The organism is Pseudomonas sp. GW821-FHT02A08 (genome assembly GCF_059422045.1).
In genome coordinates this window covers 105,658-131,773 of record NZ_JBWKWD010000013.1, presented here as the reverse complement: position 1 = coordinate 131,773, position 26,116 = coordinate 105,658, and the positions used below count along the sequence as shown (strand labels likewise).

At 58.9% G+C, this 26,116-nt stretch carries 23 protein-coding genes; 12 read left to right on the top strand and 11 right to left on the bottom strand.

Annotation, left to right across the window (positions count from 1 at the left end):
* Nucleotides 1-170 precede the first annotated feature (170 nt).
* The 4 genes from AC07W4_RS12315 to AC07W4_RS12300 all read right to left on the bottom strand — a co-directional run bounded on the left by AC07W4_RS12315 (nucleotide 171) and on the right by AC07W4_RS12300 (nucleotide 3,231).
* Nucleotides 171-1,061 carry a pseudouridine synthase gene (locus AC07W4_RS12315; protein ID WP_495032587.1) on the bottom strand — a complete coding sequence of 297 codons (891 nt, stop codon included), beginning with the start codon at nucleotides 1,059-1,061 and terminating at the stop codon, nucleotides 171-173.
* 127 nt (nucleotides 1,062-1,188) lie between these two features.
* The gene (locus tag AC07W4_RS12310; protein WP_095946326.1) at nucleotides 1,189-1,506 is read right to left on the bottom strand and encodes a transcriptional regulator; all 318 of its coding nucleotides are present in this window, start codon (nucleotides 1,504-1,506) and stop codon (nucleotides 1,189-1,191) included.
* A gap of 172 nt (nucleotides 1,507-1,678) precedes the next feature.
* The gene (locus AC07W4_RS12305) at nucleotides 1,679-1,915 is read right to left on the bottom strand and encodes a glutaredoxin family protein (RefSeq protein ID WP_008049107.1); all 237 of its coding nucleotides are present in this window, start codon (nucleotides 1,913-1,915) and stop codon (nucleotides 1,679-1,681) included.
* 107 nt (nucleotides 1,916-2,022) lie between these two features.
* Complete coding sequence (locus AC07W4_RS12300; RefSeq protein ID WP_495032586.1) at nucleotides 2,023-3,231, bottom strand: ammonium transporter; 1,209 nt, start codon at nucleotides 3,229-3,231, stop codon at nucleotides 2,023-2,025.
* 328 nt (nucleotides 3,232-3,559) lie between these two features.
* Between AC07W4_RS12300 and AC07W4_RS12295 the strand changes: the two genes are divergently transcribed.
* From AC07W4_RS12295 to AC07W4_RS12260, 8 genes are all read left to right on the top strand, one after another.
* Nucleotides 3,560-3,874, top strand: coding sequence for an ElaB/YgaM/YqjD family protein (locus AC07W4_RS12295; RefSeq protein WP_046040614.1), 315 nt, complete (start codon nucleotides 3,560-3,562; stop codon nucleotides 3,872-3,874).
* A 1-nt stretch (nucleotide 3,875) separates the two neighbouring features.
* Nucleotides 3,876-4,265 carry a phage holin family protein gene (locus AC07W4_RS12290; protein ID WP_495032585.1) on the top strand — a complete coding sequence of 130 codons (390 nt, stop codon included), beginning with the start codon at nucleotides 3,876-3,878 and terminating at the stop codon, nucleotides 4,263-4,265.
* Complete coding sequence (locus AC07W4_RS12285; RefSeq protein WP_008049103.1) at nucleotides 4,262-4,606, top strand: hypothetical protein; 345 nt, start codon at nucleotides 4,262-4,264, stop codon at nucleotides 4,604-4,606. The genes AC07W4_RS12290 and AC07W4_RS12285 overlap by 4 nt, the downstream gene beginning before the upstream one ends.
* Before the next feature lie 215 nt (nucleotides 4,607-4,821).
* On the top strand, nucleotides 4,822-6,150 hold the full coding sequence (locus tag AC07W4_RS12280; RefSeq protein WP_495032584.1) for a deoxyguanosinetriphosphate triphosphohydrolase: 1,329 nt from the start codon (nucleotides 4,822-4,824) through the stop codon (nucleotides 6,148-6,150).
* Nucleotides 6,151-6,328: 178 nt separating this feature from the next.
* A complete protein-coding gene (locus AC07W4_RS12275; RefSeq protein WP_495032583.1) occupies nucleotides 6,329-6,721 on the top strand; it encodes a response regulator in 393 nt (130 codons plus the stop codon).
* Nucleotides 6,722-6,965: 244 nt separating this feature from the next.
* On the top strand, nucleotides 6,966-7,592 hold the full coding sequence (locus tag AC07W4_RS12270; RefSeq protein WP_008049098.1) for a response regulator transcription factor: 627 nt from the start codon (nucleotides 6,966-6,968) through the stop codon (nucleotides 7,590-7,592).
* A gap of 8 nt (nucleotides 7,593-7,600) precedes the next feature.
* Nucleotides 7,601-11,242, top strand: coding sequence for a transporter substrate-binding domain-containing protein (locus AC07W4_RS12265; RefSeq protein ID WP_495032582.1), 3,642 nt, complete (start codon nucleotides 7,601-7,603; stop codon nucleotides 11,240-11,242).
* Nucleotides 11,243-11,291: 49 nt separating this feature from the next.
* Nucleotides 11,292-14,237: an HD domain-containing phosphohydrolase gene (locus tag AC07W4_RS12260; RefSeq protein WP_495032581.1), complete on the top strand. Its 2,946-nt coding sequence runs from the start codon at nucleotides 11,292-11,294 to the stop codon at nucleotides 14,235-14,237.
* Here the strand turns inward: AC07W4_RS12260 and AC07W4_RS12255 are convergent, their stop codons facing one another.
* Nucleotides 14,238-14,720 carry a GAF domain-containing protein gene (locus tag AC07W4_RS12255; protein ID WP_495032580.1) on the bottom strand — a complete coding sequence of 161 codons (483 nt, stop codon included), beginning with the start codon at nucleotides 14,718-14,720 and terminating at the stop codon, nucleotides 14,238-14,240.
* The gene (locus AC07W4_RS12250) at nucleotides 14,717-15,607 is read right to left on the bottom strand and encodes an ATP-binding protein (RefSeq protein ID WP_495032579.1); all 891 of its coding nucleotides are present in this window, start codon (nucleotides 15,605-15,607) and stop codon (nucleotides 14,717-14,719) included. Before AC07W4_RS12250 ends, AC07W4_RS12255 begins: the two co-directional genes overlap by 4 nt.
* Before the next feature lie 123 nt (nucleotides 15,608-15,730).
* Here AC07W4_RS12250 and AC07W4_RS12245 point away from each other — a divergent pair, with 123 nt between their 5' ends.
* Nucleotides 15,731-18,094, top strand: a complete 2,364-nt coding sequence (locus AC07W4_RS12245; RefSeq protein ID WP_495032578.1) for a hybrid sensor histidine kinase/response regulator — start codon at nucleotides 15,731-15,733, stop codon at nucleotides 18,092-18,094.
* On the opposite strand, the gene AC07W4_RS12240 is transcribed toward AC07W4_RS12245, so the two are convergent.
* The 3 genes from AC07W4_RS12240 to msrB all read right to left on the bottom strand — a co-directional run bounded on the left by AC07W4_RS12240 (nucleotide 18,078) and on the right by msrB (nucleotide 19,536).
* Nucleotides 18,078-18,539 carry a MarR family winged helix-turn-helix transcriptional regulator gene (locus tag AC07W4_RS12240; protein WP_046043405.1) on the bottom strand — a complete coding sequence of 154 codons (462 nt, stop codon included), beginning with the start codon at nucleotides 18,537-18,539 and terminating at the stop codon, nucleotides 18,078-18,080. The two genes, AC07W4_RS12245 and AC07W4_RS12240, sit on opposite strands and share 17 nt — an antisense overlap.
* The gene (locus AC07W4_RS12235) at nucleotides 18,536-19,021 is read right to left on the bottom strand and encodes a glutathione peroxidase (protein WP_056727098.1); all 486 of its coding nucleotides are present in this window, start codon (nucleotides 19,019-19,021) and stop codon (nucleotides 18,536-18,538) included. Before AC07W4_RS12235 ends, AC07W4_RS12240 begins: the two co-directional genes overlap by 4 nt.
* A gap of 119 nt (nucleotides 19,022-19,140) precedes the next feature.
* Complete coding sequence (gene msrB, locus AC07W4_RS12230) at nucleotides 19,141-19,536, bottom strand: peptide-methionine (R)-S-oxide reductase MsrB (protein WP_008049084.1); 396 nt, start codon at nucleotides 19,534-19,536, stop codon at nucleotides 19,141-19,143.
* A 226-nt stretch (nucleotides 19,537-19,762) separates the two neighbouring features.
* Here msrB and AC07W4_RS12225 point away from each other — a divergent pair, with 226 nt between their 5' ends.
* Together AC07W4_RS12225 and htpX are read left to right on the top strand one after the other, a co-directional pair.
* A complete protein-coding gene (locus AC07W4_RS12225) occupies nucleotides 19,763-20,974 on the top strand; it encodes a pyridoxal phosphate-dependent aminotransferase (RefSeq protein WP_007973513.1) in 1,212 nt (403 codons plus the stop codon).
* Nucleotides 20,975-21,289: 315 nt separating this feature from the next.
* Nucleotides 21,290-22,180 (top strand): protease HtpX, encoded by an 891-nt coding sequence (htpX, locus tag AC07W4_RS12220; RefSeq protein ID WP_007973520.1) that lies wholly within the window; start codon nucleotides 21,290-21,292, stop codon nucleotides 22,178-22,180.
* A gap of 172 nt (nucleotides 22,181-22,352) precedes the next feature.
* Here the strand turns inward: htpX and AC07W4_RS12215 are convergent, their stop codons facing one another.
* On the bottom strand, nucleotides 22,353-23,009 hold the full coding sequence (locus tag AC07W4_RS12215; RefSeq protein WP_495032577.1) for a thiopurine S-methyltransferase: 657 nt from the start codon (nucleotides 23,007-23,009) through the stop codon (nucleotides 22,353-22,355).
* A gap of 102 nt (nucleotides 23,010-23,111) precedes the next feature.
* Between AC07W4_RS12215 and AC07W4_RS12210 the strand changes: the two genes are divergently transcribed.
* Nucleotides 23,112-23,879: a DODA-type extradiol aromatic ring-opening family dioxygenase gene (locus tag AC07W4_RS12210; RefSeq protein ID WP_495032576.1), complete on the top strand. Its 768-nt coding sequence runs from the start codon at nucleotides 23,112-23,114 to the stop codon at nucleotides 23,877-23,879.
* Nucleotides 23,880-24,086: 207 nt separating this feature from the next.
* Here AC07W4_RS12210 and AC07W4_RS12205 read toward each other — a convergent pair whose 3' ends face one another.
* A complete protein-coding gene (locus AC07W4_RS12205; protein WP_007973525.1) occupies nucleotides 24,087-25,760 on the bottom strand; it encodes a DEAD/DEAH box helicase in 1,674 nt (557 codons plus the stop codon).
* Nucleotides 25,761-26,116: the final 356 nt, after the last annotated feature.

The window sequence follows — 26,116 nt, the reverse complement described above, 5'->3', positions numbered from 1 at the left end:
TTCGGCTGCGAAGCAGTCGTGAGTCCAGCTGACGCGGCCTGCCTGACGTACCGCAATGACTGATTTTACGACTGCTTTGCAGCCGAACGCAGCCTCGCGGGCTCGGCAGCTGCTACAGATCGCACTACCGTTTAACTGACTGGCATTAGCGCTTCAGGGACGCTTTTCGATCACCATTGCAAGGTGATTTCACTTTCGAACGCTCGCTCCCGGCCGGTGACCGGATCGATAAATTTCAGCCCCTGAGCCAGCAATTTCAAAGGATTGGCGTAGTCATCTTCTGCATCCTTGAGCACCTCGGGGTAAAACGGGTCGTTGCAGATACCGGCTCCCAACGCTGCCATATGGACCCGCAACTGATGTTTCTTGCCCGTTACCGGGTAAAGACCATAACGCCAGAAATCTCCCTGTTTCTCCCTGACCTCTACCGCAGTCTCGGTGTTGCTGGCCCCCGGACCTTCCTGCATGCGGAAGAACGGCTCGCCATCGACCAGTCGGCTTTTATGCACCAACGGGAAAGCCAGGCCGGGCAACGCCTTTGCAATGGCCTCGTAGCGTTTTTCGATTTGCCGGGTTGGAAACAACGACTGATAAGCCGAACGGGTCTGCGGATTGGAGGAAAACAGCACCAGCCCCGCGGTGTGCCGGTCGATGCGATGTAATGGCACCAGGTGCGAATTGTCCAGGCGTCGGATCAAGCGCCGCAGCAGCGTCTGTTCGACGTATTCGCCAGCCGGCGTCACGGGCAGGAAATGTGGCTTGTCGGCCACCACCAGGTGCTCGTCCGCGTACAGAATCGACTCGATCACCGGGATCGGTTTTTCATCCGGCACTTCGCGAAAATAATGAATCCGCAAACCTTCCCTGTAGGCCAGATCGAGGGCAATCGGAGTGCCCTGCCCATCAAGGACCCGGCCACGGGCAATCCTGTCCAGCCATTGTTCACGACTGATGGCGCTGAAATGCTCACACAGGCAATCGACAACGGTCCGCCACGGGCCAGGTGGCAAGTAGAGCGTACTGGCCTGACTGTGTGCCGCGGAAAATGAAGAAGTGGACATACGAAAGCTCTAACCTCAGTGCAGAGCGGCATTATCCAACAGCAAGGGGAATGAACCTAGGGGGCGTTCTCAATTAGTTTTTCCGGCGCGGCGTGAAAACCAATTGAGAACGCCCCCCCAAGATTCCTCAAGCCGGGATCTGTGCGCGCGCCGCCGCTTCGGTGTACTCCTTGAGCCAGCGCAGTACATCGACCGCCTCCCAGCGAGCGGGGTCATACAGGGCGTACAACAATCCCTGATAACCCACGACATCCAGTTGCCGGTGATAACCCGCGCGCTGAAACAAGGCTTCGATTTCTGCGAAACAGGTATTGAAATGCGTTTTGTTGAAGGGTGTTTTCCCCTCGGTCACCAGACCATCCAGACGCAACTCAAGGACAGCCTCGCGCACGACGTCCGCGGACATCCGGTTCACGCTGTTCTTCAACTGTTCGACATTGACCACGATTCATCCCTCTGACGCCCGGGCTTGCCTGCTCACTCCCGAAAATCAGGAACGGCAAGGCAGGCACCGCAAATAACTGTATGCGCATACAGTATCCGATCAACACCGAATAAGCCAAGAGGATCAATCGCAAAGTTCGACAGGCGGGACATGTCACCAGCACAAGAACCGCTCAACGCAGAAACGCCACCACCTGATCGGCACTGAACGGCCAGCCCAGTTCAGCGCCGGTATCGACTCGTCGCAACACCGGAATTCGCAGGCTGTAGGCTGCGAACCATGTTTCATCGTCAGCGATATCCACCAGCTCCACCAGCAGGCCGCGCTCGACGAACTCCATCAACATGGCTTCGGCTACTTCACAGAGATGGCATCCAAGGGTGCCGAACAGCTGACATTCGGGAAGCATGAGCGCTCAACCAGAAAATGAAGTGACCATTCTAGGCCTGCCCCGAAAAACCGTCGAGCCATTGAGCCCTCCCTGCCCTGATGCAACCGGCGATAAAGAAACCCGAGTCAGTCCTGGCTCACGGCGCCGATCTTGTGGATCGACAGGTCCGCGCCGTAATACTCCTCTTCCTGGCTCAGGCGCAATCCATGCAGCGCCTTGATCACGCCATACACCGCAAACCCGCCGGCCAATGCCACGGTGATACCCAGCGCGGTGCCGATCATCTGGCTGATCAGGCTGACCCCGCCCAGCCCGCCCAAAGCGGTCTGGCCAAAAATGCCGCAGGCGATGCCGCCCCACACGCCGCACAAGCCATGCAACGGCCACACCCCCAACACATCGTCGATGCGCCATTTGCCTTGGGCCGCGGTAAAGCACCAGACAAACAGCGCCCCCGCGACGGCACCGGTGACCAGCGCCCCCACAGGATGCATCAGGTCGGAACCGGCACAGATTGCCACGAGCCCCGCCAACGGGCCGTTGTGCAGAAAGCCGGGGTCGTTGCGCCCGATAATCAGCGCCGCCACGGTACCGCCAACCATGGCCATCAACGAGTTCACCGCCACCAGTCCGCTGACACCTTGCAGGGTTTGTGCACTCATGACGTTGAAACCGAACCAGCCAACAATCAGGATCCACGAGCCCAGTGCCAGAAACGGGATGCTCGATGGCGCGAACGCGACCAGCCGGCCCTCGCGATAGCGGCCATTACGCGGCCCGAGCAACAGCACCGCCGCCAGTGCCAGCCAACCGCCCATGGCATGCACCACCACGGAGCCTGCGAAATCATGGAAACCGGCGCCAAAACGCTCCAGCAACCAGGCTTGCAAACCCAGGTTCCCGTTCCAGACAATGCCTTCGAAGAACGGATAGATGAACGCGACGATCAACGCGGTTGCACACAGCTGGGGGACAAACCGGGCGCGCTCGGCGATCCCTCCGGAAATGATCGCCGGGATCGCCGCGGCAAAGGTCAGCAGAAAGAAAAACTTCACCAGTCCATAACCATGGTCGGCATTGAGCAAGGCCGCTGGCTGCATGAACGTCACGCCATAGGAAATCCAATAGCCTATAAAGAAGTAGGCCAGTGTCGAAACGGCGAAGTCGCTGAGGATTTTCGACAACGCATTGACCTGGTTTTTCTGGCGCACGGTTCCGACTTCGAGAAAGGCGAAACCGGCGTGCATGGCCAGAACCATGACCGCGCCGATCAAAATGAACAATGTGTTGGAGCTATGGACCAGGGTGTCCACAGCGCTTTGCAGATTTTCCATGGAATGGGCAGACCTTATGGCAGAAAAAAGCACCAAAGCAGTTCGCGATGACTGCCAGCGCACCAAGTTGCAGCTTCAAGGCATCAGAGCACTGATCCCGTTGAACCACTTTGGGGCGCGGACGCCGCCCAGGAAAAACGCGCCCTGGACGTTTACGCGAGTTTTTGATTGTTGGTCCTACGGTTTTACTGAAATCATGCCCGGCAATAGCGCAATGGTGCGGACCGGCGCACCACGACCCAGCAAAAGTTGTACCAGCCATTTGTACTGAACCTTCGCCGAAGGCTCATACTCGAACGCATCAGAAAGCCACTTAAGGAGATCCACCATGGCCCGCACCCAGGCAAAGACTGCTCAAGAAATCCTGATGAACGACTTTCAGACACTGGTCAGTGACACCGAACGCTTGCTGGAGCACACCGCGACCCTGGCCGGCGATCAGGCCGACGAGTTGCGCGAGCAGATACACGACAGCCTCTTGCGTGCCCGTGAAACCCTGAAACTGACCGAAGACTCCCTGCGCGAACACGGCAAGGCTGCTGTCACCGCCACTGAAGACTATGTCCAGGCCAACCCTTGGCAATCTGTCGGGATCGCGGCCGGCGTAGGATTCCTGATCGGCCTGCTGGCAAGTCGGCGCTGATATGTCGATCGGCGAATCCGGCCCGTCCGTGACGGGTACAAGCTCCTCATCGCGGCGCCTGGGTGCTGCCTTCCTTGGGTTGCTGCACAGCCATGTCGAGCTGTTCGGCATCGAATTGCAGGAACAAAAAGCCCGCACCGTCAGCCTGTTGCTGTTTGCCGGCCTGGCGCTGGTGTTTGCGTTGTTGCTGCTGGTAGGGCTGTCGACGCTGGTGCTTATCCTGTTCTGGGACACCTATCGCCTGACCGCCATCATCGGTCTCTGCGTGTTCTACACCCTCGCCGCCATATTCTGCGCGATGCGTTTGAGGGCAGCGATTTTCGATGAGTCCTCGCCCTTCAACGGTACGCTGCAAGAGCTGGCCAACGATCGGGAGCGCCTGCTGCCATGAGCCTGCCTGAATTGCCACAAAACAGCTCGCGCGCGGAAATGCGCAAGGCCCTTATCCGCCTGCGCATGGAAATGCATCGTCAGGAAATCCGCCACGAGTCCGCGCAACTGCTGCAACCCTTGCAACGGGTACGCGGGATGACGCAAAACCTGCAGGACGGCTTCGGCATCAAGCACGCTCCACTCTGGGGCGTGGCTGCCGTTACCTTGCTGGGTTTTCTGACCGGAAAGGGTGCGAAAAACGGGGATGGCCTCAGCAGCCTGACCCGGCTGGTCCGCCTCGGCACCACACTGGGGCCGCTGATCAAGCTGATCTTGCAGGGTTCTTCGCGCAAAGACTGATCAGTTTTTTCTGGCTGTTTTCTTGCCATGTCGACGGGATGCGCCCCTCTATCGAGGGGTGCAATCCTGTGCGCCTGCCCGGTCAACAGGCACCCTCCAGAAAATGATCTTGCAAGGAGACCTCGATATCGACGCCACCGGGTTGTAGTTCCGCTTGCAGGTCATGGCGCGAAACGGGAAGCTAGGCCATCAGACACCTGACGGAGAGACCCGCCTTGGATTGGCACACACTGCTTACCCGCGAACGCCTCGGAAAACCTCTGCACAGCCCTGAAGAACTCGGCCGCAGCCCTTTTCACAAAGACCACGACCGCATCATTTTCTCGGGGGCTTTCCGCCGCCTCGGGCGCAAGACCCAGGTCCATCCGGTGTCCAGCAATGATCACATCCATACGCGCCTGACCCACTCGCTGGAAGTCAGTTGCGTGGGGCGTTCACTGGGCATGCGCGTCGGCGAAACCATCCGCAGGACCCTGCCCGAATGGTGCGAACCCAGCGACCTGGGCATGGTGGTGCAATCGGCCTGCCTGGCACACGACATCGGCAACCCGCCGTTCGGCCATTCCGGTGAAGACGCGATCCGCCATTGGTTCCAGCAAGCCGCCGGCCGTGGCTGGCTGGATGCAATGAGTGAAGCCGAGCGCAATGACTTCCTGAATTTCGAAGGCAATGCCCAAGGCTTTCGGGTACTCACCCAACTGGAGTATCACCAGTTCGACGGCGGCACCCGACTGACCTATGCAACGCTGGGCACGTACCTGAAGTATCCATGGACGGCCAGGCACGCCGACTCGCTGGGCTACAAGAAACACAAGTTCGGCTGTTATCAGAGCGAGCTGCCGCTGCTGGAGCAGATCGCCCATAAGCTCGGCCTGCCACAACTGGAGGAGCAACGCTGGGCGCGGCACCCGCTGGTGTACCTGATGGAGGCCGCCGACGACATCTGCTATGCGCTGATCGACCTGGAAGACGGCCTGGAAATGGAGTTGCTCGAATACGCCGAAGTCGAATCCCTGCTGCTGGGCCTGGTGGGCGATGACTTGCCGGAAACCTACCGCCAGCTCGGTCCCGGCGATTCGCGCCGACGCAAACTGGCGATCCTGCGCGGTAAAGCCATCGAACACCTGACCAATGCCGCGGCCCGCGCCTTCGTCGAGCAACAGGATGCGCTGCTGGCCGGTACATTGCCCGGCGATCTGGTGGAACACATGCACGGGCCCGCCAAGCGTTGTGTGCTCAATGCCAAGGACATGGCCCGCAAGAAAATCTTCCAGGACAAGCGCAAGACCCTGCACGAGATCGGCGCCTACACCACGCTGGAAATCCTGCTCAACGCCTTTTGCGGTGCTGCGCTGGAGCAGCACAACGGGCGTATGCCGTCATTCAAGAGCCGCCGTATCCTTGACCTGCTGGGCAACAATGCACCCGATCCTCACGGCCCCTTGCATACTTCGTTTTTGCGCATGATTGATTTCATCGCCGGCATGACCGACAGCTATGCCAGTGACATGGCACTGGAAATGACCGGCCGCGCCAGCCACTGAGGTGAAACGATTGATCAGCCATTACGGCATTCGTTATGGCTGATCCCCCATTAAACATCCAACAGCACTCAAGCTTCGTCGAATCGCCCTACAGCACATGGCGAGCAAACTGATCGCTTGCCCGGTACTCTCGCGAAACAATCTCCCTCCCTTCTGTTCGACAGATGAAGTGCGCCCCATGGCCAAAGACGATCTACGCATCCTCGTGGTGGAAGACCATCCCTTCCAATTGATAGCCACTCAATGCCTGCTGGAAAGTTATGGCTTCACCCGGCTGACGACCACTGACAGCGCCAAAGGCGCCCTGCAGCAACTGCTCGAGGCCGACCAACCGTTCGACATCCTTTTATGTGATCAGTGCCTGCCCGATCTGACAGGACTGGATCTGGTCCGGTTCGCCAGCCAGCGAGGGCTGATCAGGCAAGCGATCATTCTGAGCAGCCTGACGACGTCTGAACTGGATGAGCTTGAAAAAACAGCCACTGAACACCGGCTGCCATTATTGGGTTACTTGATAAAACCACTGAAACAATCTGAATTTAGAGACTTGTTGACCTCGGCACCACTATAGAAACAAACATATAAAAACTGACAAATACACAATGAAAAACGTACAAACAACTTCCTTTTAAAGCACACCCGCCCTTGGACTTTTTTCAGCTTTCCTAATAACAAACCTAGTTAATACGTAGTCCTATTCTTTTTAATTTGTAGGATTTTTCCTATATTGCTGCTACAGGTCGGTCCGTTCATGCGTCCCTTCAAGTATCTGAGCTATGGTGCGCGCTTTATTTGAGCTCGCATGGGACTTGATTATGAACTCCGTTTTTATTGTCGACGATCACCCGGTTATCCGCCTTGCCGTTCGAATGCTGCTGGAACATGAAGGTTACAAAGTCGTCGGCGAAACTGACAATGGGGTCGACGCCATGCAGATGGTTCGCGAATGCATGCCGGACCTGGTCATTCTCGACATCAGTATTCCAAAACTGGATGGCCTGGAAGTGCTATCCCGATTCAATGCAATGAGCACCCCTCTTAAAACACTGGTACTGACAGCACAATGCCCGACACTTTTTGGTATTCGTTGCATGCAATCGGGTGCATCGGGCTATGTCTGCAAACAAGAGGACATCAGTGAACTGGTCAGCGCCATAAGAGCGGTATTTGCAGGTTACAACTATTTCCCGAGCGAGGCCTTGAACCCCGTCCGCGGAGATGAAACACGCTGCATCGAACTGGAACTGTTCAAATCGGTAAATGACCGGGAACTGATGGTCTTGCAACTTTTTGCCCAGGGTCGCACAAACAAGGAAATTGCCAAGGGCATGTTTCTGAGCAACAAGACCGTGAGCACCTACAAAAAGCGCCTCATGCAAAAACTCAAAGCCAAATCCCTGGTTGAACTGATCGAGATGGCAAAACGTAACGCACTCGTATGAGAACCTGGATGCCCAGCCGTTTGAAGGTTTATCTGGCTCAACTGACCGCGGGTCTATGCGTGAGCACCTCGTTGTTCGGGGCACCGGGCAATGAAAGCTACAGGCTGCTCGGCCGCTCGAATGCCGGTGCGCTGGAGGTTCGGCTGGATGAATCCCAGCGACAATGGATAACACAAAAAAATCAACTGACGCTCGGTACGTCGGCCCCGGACTATCCCCCATTCGACCTGACCACCAGTGGCCGGGACTATGAAGGGTTTACCGCCGATTACGCCGGTCTCCTGGAAAAAGTAACCGGTCTGCCCGTCACGGTTCAGCGTTTCGATTCCCGAGGGGCCGCGATCGCTGCGCTGGAGAACGGCGAAGTCGATCTGCTCGGTACCGCCAATGGATTCGAAGCCGGCAATGCTGACATTGCCCTGTCCATACCCTATGCCGTCGACCAACCCGTACTGGTGACCCGCGAAGGGGAAACCCGATCCCTCACCGATGGCCTGGCCGGATTGCGCCTGAGCATGGTGTATCACTACTTGCCGCTGGCGGAAGTCAAGGCGTTGTACCCGAAGGCGATCCTTACCTCCTATCCGTCCTACCAGAATGCGATCAATGCCGTTGCTTTCGATCAGGCGGACGTGTTTCTCGGTGACACCATTTCAACTCACTACATGATCAACAAGGGGTACCTGAACAATATCCGCATGGCCAACTTCGGCAAACATGAAGCCTTTGGTTTCAGCTTCGCCGTCAACCGGAACAACCCCGAACTGCTTGGCATCATCAACGCGATGATCACGGCCATCCCCTCCAGTGAACGGGAAAACATAGCCAAACGCTGGAGCGCAGGCAGCGACATTCTGCTGACCGATCAAAAGCTGCAGCTCACTGACCGGGAAGAACGCTGGCTGAGCCACCACCCGATTGTGCGCGTTGTCGTCAACGAAGCCTTTGCGCCACTGACATTTTTCGATAGCAATGGCAATTTTCGTGGGGTCACCGCGGATTTGCTTGAACTGATCAGGCTGCGTACCGGCTTGCGCTTCGATATCCGGAGCAGTCGAAGCGATGACGAGATGATCAAACAGATCAAGGACAACAGGGTAGATGTGATTGCCGCGTTGCTCCCCAGCGCCGAACGTCAAACCCAGCTGAACTTTACCCGCCCTTTTCTGGAAAATTCCTACGTCCTGCTGACCCGCAAAGCCGCCGACAGCCCGACCAACCTCACGCAGTTACAGGACAAGCGCCTGGCCATTGCCCGCGGCAATCCGCTCATGGAGTACCTGCGCAGAGAGTTCCCCCGGATCAAGTTGATCGAAACCCCGGATACCTTCAGCGCCGTAGAGTTACTCGCCGAAGGCCAGGCAGAGGGCGCGGTGAACTCACTGGTCATTGCCAATTACTTCATTTCCTCTCGGCTGTTCGAGCACTCATTGCAAATCAGCACCACCATCGGCACCAAGCAGGCGGCGTTTTCCCTTGCTACCGCTCGGGATGCCAAAGAACTGAACGCCATTCTCGACAAGGCGTTGCTGAGCATCTCGCCGGAAGAACTGGGCATCATCAACAGTCGCTGGCGCGGCTATTCGGCGTCCTCGCAAAGCACCTGGCGCAACTATCAAAGACTGTTCTACCAAATTGTCATCGGTGCAGGCGTGCTATTGCTGATTTCCGTTGTGTGGAACGACTACATGCGACGCCAGATCAAGCAACGCAAGGCCGCCGAGCGTGCCTTGAACGATCAGTTCGAGTTCATGCGATCGCTGGTCAATGGCACACCCCATCCGATCTACGTGCGTGATCGCCAGGGGCTGCTGCAAAGTTGCAACGACAGTTACCTGCAAGCGTTCTGCGCCCGGCGTGAAGATGTCATCGGCAAAAGCGTCATGCAGGGATCGATGAGCAATGTGTTCGAAGCACGGGAGTACCAGGCCGACTACCAGCGCGTGGTGGCCGAGGGCAAACCGTTGATCGTCGATCGCGAGCTGCACATTGGTGGCCGGCGGCTGACGATCTATCACTGGATTCTTCCCTATCGGGATTCCAGCGCAAAAGTGCAAGGCATTATCGGTGGCTGGATCGACATCAGCGAACGGCGGCAACTGCTTGATGATCTGCGTTGCGCGAAAGAACGCGCCGATAACGCCAACCGGGCCAAAAGCACGTTTCTGGCCACGATGAGCCATGAGATCCGCACACCGATGAATGCAATCATCGGCATGCTTGAACTGACACTCAAGCGTCTTGATCATCAGCACCCGGAGCGTGCGGCCATCGATGTCGCCTACAACTCGGCGAAAGGGTTGCTGGAATTGATCGGCGACATTCTGGACATCGCCAGAATCGAATCAGGACGTTTGAGCCTGAGTCCGGAGCGGGTCAATCCGGGTGAACTTGTGACCTCGGTCGTGCGGATTTTCGAAGGCCTGGCCCGACAGAAGGAGCTCGAACTGGTACTGGAGTTTTCATCGGCAAACCCGACCTTCGATGTGTTGCTGGACCCATTGCGCTTCAAACAGGTGCTGTCCAACCTGATCAGCAATGCCATCAAGTTTACCGAGCAAGGCCAGGTCCGGGTCGTTGTCGACCTGCACCCGGCAACGCAACCTGGGAGTGTGCGGATGCGGGTGCAGGTTCACGACAGTGGTATCGGGATCAGCGAACAGGATCAACAACGCTTGTTCGAACCCTTCGCTCAGGCCGACCACGCCATGCAATCGGCCAGGGGAGGCGCAGGGCTGGGACTGGTGATCAGCCGCAATCTCTGCGAGATGATGGGCGGCAGCCTGCAATTGCGCAGCGAGCCGGGCATCGGCACCCAAGTGGAGGTGTTGTTGCAGCTGGAAGCGTTGCCACTTCAACAGTTGGCCCAGGTTGTCGAAACCCAGGTCGTCGTTGCCACAACCCCATTGAATGTTCTGGTCATCGACGATCAGTCGGCCAATCGATTGCTCACGTGCCAGCAACTGGAGTTTCTTGGGCATCGATTTGCCGTCGCGGCCGATGGACAGGAAGGATTGGAGGCATGGAAAGACCAGCCTTTTGATCTGGTGATCGCCGATTGCAACATGCCGATCATGAACGGTTATGAGCTGGCCCGTGCCATTCGCCAGCATGAGCGACAACTCCATCGCCCTCCCTGCACCGTTCTTGGCTTTACCGCCAATGCTCAACCGGAAGAAATACAACGCTGTAAACAGGCCGGAATGAACGACTGCCTGTTCAAACCCCTCAGCCTCGGGGCCTTGAGTCAATGGATACAAGGCATTGAACCCACCCATGCAGCCCCGGCATTCAGCCTCCACGGGTTGAAACTGCTGACAGGGGGCAACCCGGTGTTGAACCGACGATTGCTGAACGAACTGGTGAGCAGCAACCGCCAGGATCTGCCAACGCTTTTGTCGCTATCCCGCTCCGGGGATACCCAGGCGCTGCGGGACATCGCCCACAAAATCAAAGGCGCAGCCCGGATAGTACAGGCCTCCCCCCTGATCGACTGCTGCGAGGCACTCGAAGCCGCCTGCCATGAAGATTTCGATCGCGAAAAAGTGTCCGGATGCTGCAAATCCATGCAGCGCGCCATGCTTGAGCTGGAGGACGCGTTGCTACATCAGATCGAGCAATATGACGAAGGCAAAATGCCAGAGCCTTAACTATGCTTGGTCCCTCGGCAGGGTGTTGACCATTTTGGAGAAACCCGCAATGCCTGACCCACTGCGCACGGATCCACGCCGGTTTCCGCTGCATGTCCATATCAGCGTGATGTTCACCTTTTTATTGTTGCTGACCGGGGCGGTGCTGGGGTTTTTCAACTACCGGCAAACCACACAGATCATCTTGTCCAGCAGCGAAAAACTCTTCAACCGCATTGAGCAGGATGTCCGGCTGGACCTGCACGCGACCTATGACCCCATTCGCCATCTGTTGAGCCTGCTGGCACTCAATCCGGCGGGCCGTTCCCCTGATCTGGACCAACGCCTGGCACTGCTCGAACCGTTCAGCCAGTCACTCGAAGACAACCCCAACCTGGCTTCGCTGTACCTGGGCTACGACAATGGGGACTTTTTCATGGTCCGCCCGCTGCGTACCCCGGAGGTCAAAACCCTGGTCAAGGCCCCGGACACGGCGGTTTACCAAGTCTGGAGCATCGAGCATGACAGCAGCGGCCAGGCCCACTCCCAGTCGTTGTTTTTTGATCGGAACCTGGCGCTTGTCAGCCGTCAGGACAAACTGAACGACACGTACGATCCACGCAATCGTGCCTGGTTTACCAGCGCCCGCGGCGAGAATGACCAGGTCACCACCGAACCCTATATCTTCTTTTCCACCCATGACATCGGCACGACACTGGCACGACGCAGCGGCGACAAGGCAATCCTGGCCGCTGACCTGACCCTGGCCGAACTCAGCGCGACCCTGGCCAAGCACGTCGTGACCCCCAATACCGAAATCGTGCTGTTCGATGCCGAAGGCAATGCCATTGCCTATCCCGACAGCCGCAGGCTGATCATCGATGATCAGACGTCCCGCCTGATCAAGGCGGCGGACCTGAGCCCCACCCTCGGTGCGTTGCTCAATGGTTCCCCTCAGGGCAATCGCCTGAACGCCAACGGCCGGCAGTGGATCGTGGCCCGTAGCAGCATGCAGGAAGGCGGCCCCCAAGGCCTGCAACTGGCGCTGCTGGTACCGGAAGACGAGTTGCTCGTCGACGCGTACCGGATGCGCTGGCAAGGTGCGATCATTACCCTGGCAACCTTGCTGTTGTGCGTGCCGCTGGGTTGGCTGACGTCAAGAATCCTGGTCAAACCCTTGCGCGCCCTGGTGCAGGAGGCCGATGCGATTCGCAGTTTCGATTTCAATTTTCCGCTTTCCCGTCGCTCGCCGGTGCTCGAAGTCGACCAATTGAGTGTGTCGATGGCACGGATGAAAGACACCCTGGCGAGCTTCTTCCAGATCACAGACAGCCTTAGCGCCGAAACCCGTTTCGCCCCGCTGCTGGAACGGGTGTTGTTTGAAACCGTGAAAATCGGTCAAGCCCAGGCCGGCCTCATCTATTTGCGTGAAGGTGATGGCGAGCACATGGAACCCCGCGGACTGGTCATCAATAACACCACCGAAAACCTGCAAGCCTTCGACATCCGCGGACACTCGCTCAAGAATCCGCAAAGCCCCCCATGGCTGCACCAATTGGCCAACGTCGACACTGTCGTCAGCAACCTGGGTTTCGAGCAGGCAGGTGATCTGCAGAAAATACTGCTCGCCCTGGAAAGTCCTCGGGTCCATCTGATCGGGATCCGCCTGCACAATCGCCACAACGAAACCGTGGGTCTGCTGGTATTGCTGTTGGCCGACAGCGGCGAGCAGAGCGATCTGGACAAACTGCGGCCGGACCGCATTGCGTTTCTCCAGGCGGTGTCCGGCGCGGCTGCCGTGTGCATCGAGAGCCAGCGCCTGCAGGCCCGGCAAAAACAGCTGCTGGACGCCTTCATTCAACTGCTGGCCGGCGCCATCGACGCCAAAAGCCCCTACACCGGCGGCCATTGCCAGCGCGTACCGGAACTGACCCTGATGCTTGCCCGGGCGGCGGCAGACAGCCAGGAGCCCGCCTTCAGCGCCTATCAGCCGACCGAAGATGAATGGGAGGCACTGCACATCGCCGCCTGGCTGCACGATTGCGGCAAGGTCACCACGCCGGAATACGTCGTCGACAAAGCCACGAAACTGGAAACCCTGACCGATCGCATCCACGAAATTCGTACCCGATTCGAGGTACTGAAGCGCGATGCCTGGATCAGCTACTGGCAGGCCATCGCCCTGGGCGGCGACGAGCAAGCGCTGGCGGAACTGCGCAATGCCAGCCTGGCAGGGCTGGATGATGATTTCGCCTTCGTGGCCCGTTGCAATCTCGGCGGCGAAGCCATGGCCGACGCCGACCTGCAACGCCTGCGCAGTCTGGCTGAACGCACCTGGACCCGGACCCTGGATGACCGGCTGGGCGTGTCCTGGGAAGAAAACCGGCGTCAGGCCCGAACGCCCACCCCCACCCTGCCAGTCAGCGAACCCTTACTGGCGGACAAACCCGAGCACCTGTTCGAGCGCAGCGAAAACGAAGTGATACCACAAGACAATCCCCTGGGCTTCAAACTCGACGTTCCGCCCCACAAATACAACCGGGGCGAACTGTACAACCTGAGCATTGTCCGGGGCACCCTGACGAGCGAGGAGCGTTATGTCATCAATAACCACATCGTTCAGACGATTCTGATGCTCAACCATCTGCCGTTCCCCGAGCACTTGCGCAGCGTCGCGGAAATAGCCGGCGGGCACCACGAAAAAATGGACGGCAGTGGTTATCCGAAACGCTTGAAGCGAGAGGAAATGAGCCTGCCGGCGCGGATGATGGCGATTGCCGATATCTTCGAAGCCTTGACGGCCGCCGACCGCCCTTACAAAAAAGCCAAGACCTTGAGCGAGGCGCTGGGCATCATGGCGTTCATGTGCCGTGATGCCCACATCGACCCGGAGCTGTTCGGGCTGTTCATCAAGACACAGATCTATCTGCAGTACGCCAGGCGCTTCCTCGACCCCGGGCAGGTCGATGCGGTGGATGCCTCGGGTCTACTGGCCAAGGCCGGCCTGGCGTCTTGATCAGCAGTCGGTCAGGCGCAGGAAAATCGCTGCCAGCTGTTCGATTCCGGCCTGGTCCCGCGCGGTGAAACGCGCGAGTTTCGGACTGTCGAGGTCGAGCACACCGATCAATCGGCCGTCCTTGACCAGCGGCACCACCAGTTCGCTGTTCGAGGCGCTGTCGCAGGCAATGTGACCGGGGAACGCATGCACATCTTCGACTCGTTGAGTCTGCAAGGTAGCTGCCGCCGCCCCGCAAACGCCACGGCCGAACGGAATCCGTACACAAGCGATCTGCCCCTGAAACGGGCCCAGCACCAGTTCTTCATGACGGTTGAGGTAGAAACCGGCCCAATTCAAATCATCGAGCTGGTTGAAAAGAAACGCCGAGAACTGTGCGGCATTGGCGATGAAATCCCGCTCGTCAGCCAACAAGGACTCAAGCTGTGCGTGCAACATGCCATAGCCTTCGAGGCCCTGGCCGCTCTTCTGCAAATCGATCATGCCTTGTGCTCCAACAGTTTCAGCCCGACCCAATAACGGGCAAATTGATAGGCGCAACGCCCATTGCGATTACCTCGGCCGGTGGCCCAGCGTACCGCCAGGATGTCCAGCTCCTCGGTGCGCTGCCAGGCCAGTCCGGCCTTGCCGGCCAACTGGCCGACCCAGTGTTCGACGACGTCGAGGAAGTGTTCCTGGGTAAACGGATAGAACGACAGCCACAGGCCGAAGCGATCCGACAGCGCGATCTTGTCTTCCACCGCCTCGCTCGGATGCAGTTCGCCATCGACCCGCTTCCAGTTTTCGTTGTCACTTTCCTTTTCCGGCACCAGGTGTCGACGGTTGGAGGTGGCGTACAGCAAAACGTTGTCCGGCGCCTGTTCCAGCGAGCCATCAAGGACGCTCTTGAGCACTCGGTAATCACCCTCGCCCGACTCGAACGAAAGGTCATCGCAAAACAGCACGAAACGCTGGGGCAGTTTGCCGATCTGCTCGACCACCCGCGGCAGGTCTGCCAGGTGATCACGTTCAATCTCGATCAAGCGCAAACCGGTTTGAGCGTGCTCAGCCAGCAAGGCGCGCACCAGCGACGACTTGCCGGTGCCGCGCGCCCCCCAGAGCAAGGCATGGTTGGCCGGCATGCCGTCGAGGAACTGTTGGGTATTGCGTCCAAGCTGCTCGACTTGCCGGTCGACGCCGATCAGGTCCGACAAACGCATGTCGAGGCGGACCTCCAGCGGCATCAGAAAGCCGCCGCGCGACTCACGCTGCCAGCGCGCGGCCAGGCATTGCGTCCAGTCGATGGCTGGCCGGGGGGCCGGCAGCAACGGCTCGATACGGGCCAGAACGGCATCGGCGCGTTCAAGAAAAGCATTCAATCGGGAATCCACGACTTCTCCTCGGGCTCGTTCACAGTAATGATGGTGATACAGCGACGAAACACAGCGTCACACAAGCGGCGGCCCCCACAGTACAGGCCTCGCGAGAACATCAGCAGGCAGGCATGATCGACTATGCTTGAGCAGCGAAAGGAAACGGAAGTGGTTCACCCCCCCATGGACATCAAATTCACCAACCGGCTGTCATTCAAGCAAGCCCGGCTTACCGTGCTGGTCGGTTTCATTCTGGGCACGCTGCTCAGCCTGCTGCAAATAGGCATCGATTATGCCAGTGAAGACGCCTCCATCAATCGTGAAATCCTTTCATTGCTGGAAATCAGCCACAACCCGGCCTCGCGAATCGCCTACAACATCGACGCCGAACTCGCCAAGGAACTGACCTTGGGCTTGCTACGCTCGCCGGCGATCATTAGCGCGAAACTGATCGATAACAACGGCACCGTGCTGGCCAACGTCAAGCGACCCGGTGTGGAAAACGGTTACCGGATGCTCAGTGACTTCCTGTTCGGCGCCAGCCGACAGTTCGAAGACCGGCTTTACCTGGATCATCTACCCAGCGAATCCCTGGGTACGCTGCGGCTGAACGTCGACACTTACGCCTTCGGCGACCGGTTCCTGCGCCGGGCCGAAGTGACCCTGCTCAATGGGTTCGCCCGCAGCCTGCTGCTGTCCGGCATCCTGCTGGCACTGTTCTATGTGATGCTGACCAAACCCTTGGTGCGGGTCATCCGTGAACTCAGCGGTCGCGACCCGAGCAGCACCGAACCGACCTCACTGGAGTGTCCCTCCGGACACGCCAATGATGAGATCGGTGTGCTGGTCAAGGCTGCCAACCAGCAATTCAAGAACATCGCCACCGAAATCCAGCAGCGGCGCAACGCGGAAAACCGCCTGACCGAATATCTCGGCCAACTGGAAAACATCGTTTCGGCCCGCACAGCCGAACTCAAGGCGATCAACGACCGGCTGAGCCAATCCAACGAGGAACTGGAAGTCGCGCGCAGGACAGCACTGGACATGGCCGAAGCCCGCTCGGTGTTCCTGGCCAACATGAGCCATGAAATCCGCACGCCCCTCAATGGCTTGCTCGGGATGATCGCGCTGTCCCTCGACGGACCGCTCAATGCCGAACAACAGCAGCAACTGTCGATCGCCCATGACTCGGGCAAAGTGCTGGTGGAATTGCTCAACGATATTCTCGATTTGTCGAAGTTCGATGCCGGTCAACTCGAACTTGAACACATCCCCTTCGACCTGGGCTCGCTGATCGAAGACACCGCCAACCTGTTGTCGCAGAACGCCGCCCCCAGCGTCGAACTGACCTGCCTGATCGATCCGTATTTCCCGGCACTGGTGCTCGGCGATCCGACCCGGGTGCGGCAGATCGTCAGTAACCTGCTGTCCAACGCCCTCAAGTTCACCCGTTTCGGGCGGGTCGACGTGCGCCTGTCGACGTTCGGCGACGGCGTCAGGATCGAAGTGTGCGATACCGGCATCGGCATTCCTCAGGATGCCCAGGTCAAGATCCTCCAGCCTTTCACCCAGGCCGGCGCCGGTATTACCCGCCAATTTGGCGGCACCGGGCTGGGTCTGGCCCTGACCTACAACCTTTGCGAAGCCATGCAGGGGCGCCTGACCATCAGCTCCGAGGCGGGGTTTGGCAGCCAGTTCTGCGCGGACTTGCCATTGCCCAGTCATACCCGTGCAATGCCTGCTGTTTCGCTCAAGGGCAAAGTCATTGCCATCACGGCCGCCAGCAGCGGGCTGGGGGAACTGTTGAACAGCCAGTTGCCTGTCTGGGGGCTGGACTATGAACGGCGTTCCATGGATGACCCACTGTTTGGCCTGACCGCCGACGTGGTCATCACCGACTGCCCGGAATGCCTGTTCAATTTGCGCCCCACCCTCAGCGCGCCGATCCTGCTGATTACCGCGTATGGCAACTTCATGCCCGGCGAAGAGGTCAACGCCCTCGCCCCCCTGCAACAACAGGCCCGCCCCTTGGCCCGCAATATGCTGCTTCAGACGTTGCGGCGGATCCTGCAACCGCAAACCCACCCGGTCAACGAGACCCGGCTCGACACGCAATGCCCGCAACGCCGAGGGCGCGTGCTGTTGGTGGAAGATAATCCGGTCAACCAGTTGGTAGCCAAGGGCATGCTCGGCAAACTCGGCTGCGAGGTCACCACCGCGGCTCATGGTGGCGAGGCCCTGGACCAGCTCGAGCAACGGGAATTCGACCTGGTGCTGATGGACTGCAACATGCCGGTGATGGACGGCTATGAAGCCAGCCGGCAAATCCGCCGCAGCGGACGCTGGCCTCAACTGCCCATCGTCGCCCTGACGGCCAACGCCATGTCGGAGGAACGCGAACGCTGTCGTGCCGCGGGCATGAGCGACTACCTGGCCAAACCCTTCCGGCGCGAAGAACTGGCCTCCCTGCTGGATTTGTGGATCCCCGCTACGACAGTGCCTTGATCTGCCCCAACAGGTGATCGAGGCCATCGCGCAAGTCGTTGAGACGATTCAGATCGACCCCGCTGTCGCACAACAGGCGCGCCTTGAGTGGCCCGACCTGATCGCGCAAAGCCGTGCCGGCTGGCGACAGGCTCAGGTGCACTTCACGCTCATCGCGCGCCGAACGCTGACGCTGCACCAGTTGCAGTTGTTCCAGGCGCTTGAGCAAGGGTGTCAGCGTGCCGGAATCCAGGGCCAGACGTTCGCCCAGCGCCTTGACGGTCGGCTGCTCCGGGGCCGCTTCCTGCCACTCCCACAGCACCAGCATCGCCAGGTACTGAGGGTAAGTCAGGCCCAACTGGTCGAGCATTGGCTTGTAGGCGCGAATCACCGCCCGGGAAGCCGCGTAAAGCTTGAAACACAGCTGGCTGTCGAGCTTCAGCGAATCGACTGACAAGGTGTTCATTTGAGCAGGGCTTCGATCTCGCGGGTCAGGTCCTGCGGCTTGGTCGCCGGAGCGAAGCGCTTGACCAGTTGCCCGTCCTTGCCAATCAGGAACTTGGTGAAGTTCCACTTGATGCCCTGGGAACCCAGCACCCCCGGTGCGCGCTTTTTCAATTGCACGAACAGCGGATGGGCGTCGGCACCATTGACGTCGATCTTTTTGAACAGCGGGAAGCTGACACCGAAGTTCAGCTCGCAGAACTCGGAGATCGCCCCTTCGTTACCCGGCTCTTGCTTGCCGAACTGGTTGCAGGGAAAGCCGAGCACCACCAGGCCCTGGTCCTTATAGGTCTGCCACAGCTCCTCCAGGCCCTTGTACTGCGGAGTGAAACCGCACTTGCTGGCGGTGTTGACCACCAGCACGGCCTTGCCGGCGAAATCCGCCAGGGTCTTTTGTTCACCCTTGATCGTGGTGCAAGGGATGCTCAGCAGGTTGTCGCTCATGATGAAAGCTCCGGATTCGGGAAGTTGAGCCAAACATAGCGAGCAATTGAATTGTGTGCAATTTAAATTATCGAACGCCAATCCACTGTAGGAGCGAGCTCGCTCCTACAGGGCTCGCATTACTCGCGGGGTACCAGGTCCAGGCACACCGAATTGATGCAATAGCGCAGGCCTGTCGGGGGCGGGCCGTCGGGGAACACGTGGCCAAGATGCGCATCGCATTTGGCGCAGACCACTTCGGTGCGGATCATGCCATGACTGACATCGCGGATTTCGGTCATGGCGCTGTCGCCGATCGGCGCGTAGAAACTCGGCCAGCCGCAGCCGGAATCGAACTTGGTCGTGGAGTCGAACAGCGGCTCGCTACAGCAGATGCAGTGGTAGATACCGTCGGTCTTGGTGGCGTTGTATTTGCCGGAAAACGGACGTTCGGTGCCTTTGAGGCGGCACACGTTGTACTGCTCCGGGTCGAGCATCGCCTTCCATTCTTCCAGGGTTTTTTCCAACTTTTCCATCATCACACCTCAGCGGCTGAAAAAGCCCGATCTGTACCTTTTCCACGGATCGGGCGGCACGTATGATTGCGCCTCGTCAAACGCCAGTCTGGCAGCCAGACCACGCGCATTCAAACGGAAATATGGGTGCTGCATCTCAAGGCGTCAGGCCTGTGTGAATACGCAGGATTCCCAGCACGGTTGCCCAAACGCCGTCTGGATCGTTCATTTTCGGGAACACATCGCCATGCAGGTCAGCAAATCGAACAAGCTCGCCAACGTCTGCTACGACATTCGCGGCCCGGTGCTCAAGCACGCCAAGCGCCTGGAAGAGGAAGGCCATCGCATCCTCAAGCTGAACATCGGCAACCCGGCGCCCTTTGGTTTCGAAGCACCGGATGAAATCCTCCAGGACGTAATCCGCAACCTGCCGACCGCCCAGGGCTACAGCGATTCCAAAGGCCTGTTCAGTGCGCGCAAGGCCGTCATGCAGTACTACCAGCAAAAGCAGGTGGAAGGCGTCGGCATTGAAGACATCTACCTGGGCAACGGCGTTTCCGAACTGATCGTTATGTCGATGCAGGCCCTGCTCAACAATGGCGACGAAGTACTGGTGCCAGCACCGGACTATCCGTTGTGGACCGCAGCCGTGAGCCTGTCCGGCGGCAATCCGGTGCATTACCTGTGCGACGAGCAAGCCAACTGGTGGCCGGACCTGGCCGACATCAAGGCCAAGATCACCCCGAACACCAAGGCCCTGGTGATCATCAACCCGAACAACCCGACCGGTGCGGTGTATTCGAAGGAAGTGCTGCTGGGCATGCTGGAACTGGCCCGCCAGCACAATCTGGTGGTGTTCTCCGACGAGATCTACGACAAGATCCTCTACGACGATGCCGTGCACATCTGCACCGCCTCCCTGGCGCCGGACCTGCTGTGCCTGACCTTCAACGGTCTGTCCAAGTCCTATCGCGTGGCCGGTTTCCGTTCCGGCTGGATCGCCATTTCCGGCCCGAAACACCACGCCCAGAGCTACATCGAAGGCATCGACATGCTGGCGAACATGCGCCTGTGCGCCAACGTGCCGAGCCAGCATGCGATCCAGACCGCCCTGGGTGGTTATCAGAGCATCAATGACCTGGTTCTGCCCCAGGGCCGACTGCTGGAACAACGCAATCGCACCTGGGAGTTGCTCAACGACATTCCGGGCGTAAGCTGCGTCAAACCGATGGGCGCGCTGTATGCATTCCCGCGGATCGATCCCAAGGTCTGCCCGATCCACAACGACGAAAAGTTCGTCCTCGACCTGCTGCTCTCCGAGAAACTGCTGGTGGTTCAAGGCACCGCGTTCAACTGGCCATGGCCAGACCACTTCCGCGTCGTGACCCTGCCCCGTGTCGATGACCTGGAGATGGCCATCGGACGCATCGGTGGTTTCCTCAAGTCCTACCGCCAGTAAGCGATCTGTCACCGTGCGACCTTCCCGCAGGTCGCACGGTCATTCATCCGGCAACATTTGTTTGCATTGCGCCACTGGCAGTCGCTTTGTCGCTGCCGGTCAGTGCCTTGCCTGCTCGCGCCTAACAAAGGCGGGGCCTTCGACACGAATTGGCTGACAAACACTTCCCGCATACTTGTCGGAAATGCCCTGCAAGCAGCTAGACTGTTGCCGTAGGACACAGTTTGAAATAGTCACCCGGTTGAATACCCCGGTGCCGCACCTTATATACCCCGCAGTACGCTACATCTTTAGCATGAGGAGATACCTACAACCATGATGCGCATCCTGCTGTTCTTGGCCACTAACCTGGCGGTCGTGCTGATTGCCAGCATCACCCTGAGCCTTTTCGGCTTCAACGGGTTCATGGCGGCCAATGGGGTTGATCTCAACCTCAATCAGCTGCTGATCTTCTGTGCGGTCTTTGGTTTCGCCGGTTCCCTGTTCTCGCTGTTCATCTCCAAGTGGATGGCGAAGATGAGCACCAGCACCCAGATCATCACCCAGCCACGCACCCGTCACGAGCAATGGCTGCTGCAAACCGTCGAGCAACTGTCCCGCGAAGCCGGGATCAAGATGCCCGAAGTCGGTATCTTTCCGGCCTACGAGGCGAACGCCTTCGCCACCGGCTGGAACAAGAACGACGCATTGGTCGCGGTCAGCCAGGGCTTGCTCGAGCGCTTCTCGCCGGATGAAGTGAAAGCCGTCCTGGCCCACGAAATCGGCCACGTAGCCAATGGCGACATGGTTACCCTGGCGTTGATCCAGGGCGTGGTGAACACCTTCGTGATGTTCTTCGCACGGATCATCGGCAATTTCGTCGACAAGGTGATCTTCAAGAACGAAGAAGGCCAGGGCATTGCCTACTACGTGGCAACCATCTTCGCCGAACTGGTTCTGGGCATCCTGGCCAGCGCCATCGTCATGTGGTTCTCGCGCAAGCGCGAATTCCGTGCCGACGAAGCCGGTGCAAACCTGGCCGGCACCGCCGCGATGATCGGCGCCCTGCAACGCCTGCGGGCGGAACAAGGTCTGCCGGTGCACATGCCCGACACCCTGAACGCCTTCGGCATCAACGGTGGCATCAAGCAAGGGTTCGCTCGCATGTTCATGAGCCACCCGCCGCTGGAAGAGCGTATCGACGCTCTGGCTCGTCGCCGGGGCTGATACACGCCACAGCAAAGCAAAAGGCCCGCAGCGATGCGGGCCTTTTTTTGTCTGTTCAAAAGCTTCAGTGCTTTTCAGGGCCCCTTCGCGGGCCCGCTCCCACAGGATCTGTGAACGCCACAGATCCTGTGGGAGCGGGCTTGCCCGCGAAGGGGCCTGGACTAACAACCAATTACCGACTGGAAACCCGATACACCCGCTCCTCAAGCCGCGTGACACCCGCCTCCAGAAACTTCCCGCTCTCGCTCAACACGTCCTGATCTTCCAGGATCTTCAGCGCCCATGAGTCCCCGAACAACCGCCGCACCTCATCATCGAGCACAGCAAACGGCGGACCGGGCATTTGCTCCTGGTCATAGTCCAGGGTAATCAGCAGGCCAAGGGACTCCCTCGGTAGAATCCGCTTCAAATGGGCGGCATAGCGCTCTCGCATTTCCGCCGGCAACGCGATCAACGCCGCGCGATCATAAAGCGCGGAGCAATCGGCAACATCGCCGGCCGTCAGCTCGAAGAAATCGCCGCACCAAAGCTCAATGGAACCTGCCCGATAGACCTTGAAAGGTCCCTGCTCGCTGACGGCCGGATCAAAGCCATGTTCGCTGAAAAACTCCTCGACGGCTTTTTCCGACAGTTCGACACCCAGGACCTCATGGCCTTGATGGGCGAGCCAGAGCAAATCCAGGCTTTTTCCACATAACGGCACCAACACGCGTGCGCCTTCTTCAAGGCTTAACGCTGGCCAGAACCGCTTCAGATGAGGGTTCACCTGCGGCAGGTGAAAGCCGATCTGGTTCGCCGCCCACTTTTTGTGCCAAAACTCAGGCTGCATAAATAACCCCGAAAATTCGATCAAAACACTCTAAAACTTATATTAGATTTAGATTAATGATCTGACTGAAGATGTTGCATCTTAACTCTCAGGAGCTCATTCATGTTCCCCAGCCTGTACATATCCCACGGCTCCCCCATGCTCGCCCTGGAACCCGGTGCCAGCGGACCGGCACTCGCCCGCCTGGCCGCCGAGATACCCAGGCCCAAAGCCATCGTGATTGTTTCTGCGCACTGGGAAAGCAATGAGCTGCTGGTCAGCGGCAATCCACAACCGGAAACCTGGCATGACTTCGGTGGTTTCCCCAAAGCCCTGTTCGAAGTCCAGTACCCGGCTCCCGGCGACCCACGACTCGCCGCAGAGGTTGCCGAGTTATTGAAAACCGCTGGCTTGCCTGCGCGTATCGACAGCAATCGGCCTTTCGACCATGGCGTCTGGGTGCCGTTATCGCTGATGTACCCCCAGGCAGATATCCCGATCGTCCAGGTTTCGCTGCCCACCCGTGGCGGCCCCGCCTTGCAGACCCGCGTTGGCCACGCGCTGGCCAGCCTGCGTGAGCAAGGCGTCCTGCTGATCGGCTCCGGCAGCATCACTCACAACCTGCGGGAACTGGACTGGCATGTCGGCCCCGAGAGCGTTGAGCCCTGGGCCCTGGCATTTCGCGACTGGATGATCGAGAAACTTGCGGCGAACGACGAAGCCGCATTGCACGACTATCGCGCGCAGGCGCCGAACGCTGTACGCAATCATCCGAGTGATGAGCACTTGTTGCCGTTGTACTTTGCCCGCGCTGCCGGGGGGCAGTTCGGGGTTGCCCACCAGGGATTCACCATGGGCGCACTGGGGATGGACATCTATCGATTCGGCTGACAGCCAAACCGCGTCACGGCCTTCGCGAGCAAGCCCGCCCCCACAGACGACCGCGTTCTTTCTGAAGTAAAGCGGTCGTCTGTGGGAGCGGGCTTGCTCGCGAAGGGCGGCGACACAAATCCATGGCCGACCACAAAACAGCAGGCAAAAAAAATCCCCGAACCAGTCGGGGATTTTTCATGTTCGATCAATCAGCCCGAGAGCGGATCAATCTTCGCGGTAGCGACGCAGCTTCAACTGCTTACCGGCAACGCGAGTGTCCTTCAGCTTGGTCAGCAACTTCTCAAGACCATCTTCCGGCAGCTCGACGAGGCTGAAGCTGTCACGCACCTGGATGCGACCGATCGCTTCACGCGCCAGACCACCTTCGTTGAGGATGGCGCCCAGCAGGTTCTTGGCGGCGATACCGTCACGCGCGCCCAGCGCGGTACGGCAACGTGCACGGCCTTCGCCCAGTGGCATCGGAGCACGACGCTCGCGGTCGCCACGCTCTGGACGATCACCGGAACGCTCTGGACGATCGCCACGCGGTGCATTGTTCGGCACCAGTGGACGTTCTTTCTCGATAGCGGCCAGGTTCAGCGCTTGACCGTTGGTTGCCTTGCGCAGCAGGGCTGCGGCCAGGGCACGCGGGCTGCAACCGATGTCGGCGGTCAGGCGATCGAGCAGATCACCGTGAGTCGATTCGGCCTCGGCCACCAGCGGCGACAGGCTGTTGGTCAGTTTCTTGATGCGCGCATCCAGAACGGCTTGAGCGTCCGGCAGGCGAACTTCAGCAACCTTTTGACCGGTTACACGCTCGATCACTTGCAGCATGCGGCGCTCACGCGGAGTCACCAGCAGCAGCGCACGGCCTTCGCGACCGGCACGGCCGGTACGGCCGATACGGTGAACGTAGGACTCTGGATCGTACGGCATGTCGACGTTGAACACGTGAGTGATGCGCGGAACGTCCAGGCCACGAGCGGCAACGTCGGTCGCCACAACGATGTCCAGGCGGCCATCCTTGAGGGAGTCGATCACGCGCTCACGCTGATTCTGGGCGATGTCACCGTTCAGCGCAGCGGCTTTGTAGCCTTTGGCTTCCAGGGCACTGGCCAGATCCAGGGTCGCTTGCTTGGTGCGCACGAACATGATCAGGGCGTCGAAATCTTCCACTTCCAGCAAGCTGAGAACGGCCGAAGTCTTCTGGTCAGCGTGAACCAGCAGGTGTGCCTGCTCGATCGCGGTAACGGTCTGGGTCTTGCTCTGAATCTTGACGTGCTTCGGATCGCGCAGGTGGCGTTCGGCGATGGCACGGATCGATTGAGGCAAGGTTGCCGAGAACAGTACGGTCTGACGGGTTTCCGGCATGGCCTTGAAGATGACTTCCAGGTCGTCCATGAAGCCCAGCTTGAGCATTTCGTCGGCTTCGTCGAGAACCAGGTGGTTCACGGTCGCCAGTACTTTTTCGTCGCGACGCAGGTGGTCGCACAGACGGCCCGGAGTGGCGACAACGATTTGTGCGCCATTACGGATTGCTTTCAATTGTGGGCCCATCGGCGCGCCGCCGTAGACAGCCACAACAGTCACGCCCGGCATTTGCTTGGCGTAGGTTTCGAAAGCGGTTGCAACTTGTAGCGCCAACTCACGAGTTGGGGCCAGGATCAGAGCTTGCGGCTCGCGCTTGGACGGATCAATGCGGTGCAGAATTGGCAGGGCAAAGGCAGCGGTTTTACCGGTACCGGTTTGCGCCTGACCAATCATATCGTGACCGGCGAGAATGATCGGGATCGACTGCTGCTGAATGGCCGAAGGCTCTTCATAGCCGGTAGCGACTACTGCAGCGACAATATTTGGATGAAGTTCAAGAGCGGCGAAGCCGCCGATTTCCTGGGTCATGGGTCTGCCTCTAAGTGCATCCGCAAAGACCCATGCTCCAAAGCTGCACATGCCGTGTTGAGACTCAAGAGTCGCCCTGGCAGCTTTGTCGGCGGGGATTTGCGAAAACGAATGAATGAAAAGAATCGTCAAGGAAGAGTCCGCTGGGCGGACGTGCAGCCGAAGCTGGCTTCGGGGAATTGCGCTACCTAAACGCGGCCCGGTTAAAGGCCGGCGCGCACTATACCGGAATTCGCCCAAAAAGGGAGCTTTTTTTATCGGAAACCCACCGAATACACCGTTGTGTAACAGGCTTTGCGAATAATCGGTCAGCCGTCTATTTTTCAAAGGCCCGGCCTTGCGGGTGATGGCGCTAA

What these genes read in the sequence shown, in the direction of transcription:
- AC07W4_RS12315 (WP_495032587.1), bottom strand. Translation starts at nt 1,061, where the DNA reads ATGTCCACTTCTTCATTTTCCGCGGCACACAGTCAGGCCAGTACGCTC.
- AC07W4_RS12305 (WP_008049107.1), bottom strand. Translation starts at nt 1,915, where the DNA reads ATGCTTCCCGAATGTCAGCTGTTCGGCACCCTTGGATGCCATCTCTGT.
- AC07W4_RS12300 (WP_495032586.1), bottom strand. Translation starts at nt 3,231, where the DNA reads ATGGAAAATCTGCAAAGCGCTGTGGACACCCTGGTCCATAGCTCCAAC.
- AC07W4_RS12295 (WP_046040614.1), top strand. Translation starts at nt 3,560, where the DNA reads ATGGCCCGCACCCAGGCAAAGACTGCTCAAGAAATCCTGATGAACGAC.
- AC07W4_RS12290 (WP_495032585.1), top strand. Translation starts at nt 3,876, where the DNA reads ATGTCGATCGGCGAATCCGGCCCGTCCGTGACGGGTACAAGCTCCTCA.
- AC07W4_RS12285 (WP_008049103.1), top strand. Translation starts at nt 4,262, where the DNA reads ATGAGCCTGCCTGAATTGCCACAAAACAGCTCGCGCGCGGAAATGCGC.
- AC07W4_RS12275 (WP_495032583.1), top strand. Translation starts at nt 6,329, where the DNA reads ATGGCCAAAGACGATCTACGCATCCTCGTGGTGGAAGACCATCCCTTC.
- AC07W4_RS12270 (WP_008049098.1), top strand. Translation starts at nt 6,966, where the DNA reads ATGAACTCCGTTTTTATTGTCGACGATCACCCGGTTATCCGCCTTGCC.
- AC07W4_RS12265 (WP_495032582.1), top strand. Translation starts at nt 7,601, where the DNA reads ATGCCCAGCCGTTTGAAGGTTTATCTGGCTCAACTGACCGCGGGTCTA.
- AC07W4_RS12260 (WP_495032581.1), top strand. Translation starts at nt 11,292, where the DNA reads ATGCCTGACCCACTGCGCACGGATCCACGCCGGTTTCCGCTGCATGTC.
- AC07W4_RS12255 (WP_495032580.1), bottom strand. Translation starts at nt 14,720, where the DNA reads ATGATCGATTTGCAGAAGAGCGGCCAGGGCCTCGAAGGCTATGGCATG.
- AC07W4_RS12245 (WP_495032578.1), top strand. Translation starts at nt 15,731, where the DNA reads ATGCTTGAGCAGCGAAAGGAAACGGAAGTGGTTCACCCCCCCATGGAC.
- AC07W4_RS12240 (WP_046043405.1), bottom strand. Translation starts at nt 18,539, where the DNA reads ATGAACACCTTGTCAGTCGATTCGCTGAAGCTCGACAGCCAGCTGTGT.
- AC07W4_RS12235 (WP_056727098.1), bottom strand. Translation starts at nt 19,021, where the DNA reads ATGAGCGACAACCTGCTGAGCATCCCTTGCACCACGATCAAGGGTGAA.
- msrB (WP_008049084.1), bottom strand. Translation starts at nt 19,536, where the DNA reads ATGGAAAAGTTGGAAAAAACCCTGGAAGAATGGAAGGCGATGCTCGAC.
- AC07W4_RS12225 (WP_007973513.1), top strand. Translation starts at nt 19,763, where the DNA reads ATGCAGGTCAGCAAATCGAACAAGCTCGCCAACGTCTGCTACGACATT.
- htpX (WP_007973520.1), top strand. Translation starts at nt 21,290, where the DNA reads ATGATGCGCATCCTGCTGTTCTTGGCCACTAACCTGGCGGTCGTGCTG.
- AC07W4_RS12215 (WP_495032577.1), bottom strand. Translation starts at nt 23,009, where the DNA reads ATGCAGCCTGAGTTTTGGCACAAAAAGTGGGCGGCGAACCAGATCGGC.
- AC07W4_RS12210 (WP_495032576.1), top strand. Translation starts at nt 23,112, where the DNA reads ATGTTCCCCAGCCTGTACATATCCCACGGCTCCCCCATGCTCGCCCTG.
- AC07W4_RS12205 (WP_007973525.1), bottom strand. Translation starts at nt 25,760, where the DNA reads ATGACCCAGGAAATCGGCGGCTTCGCCGCTCTTGAACTTCATCCAAAT.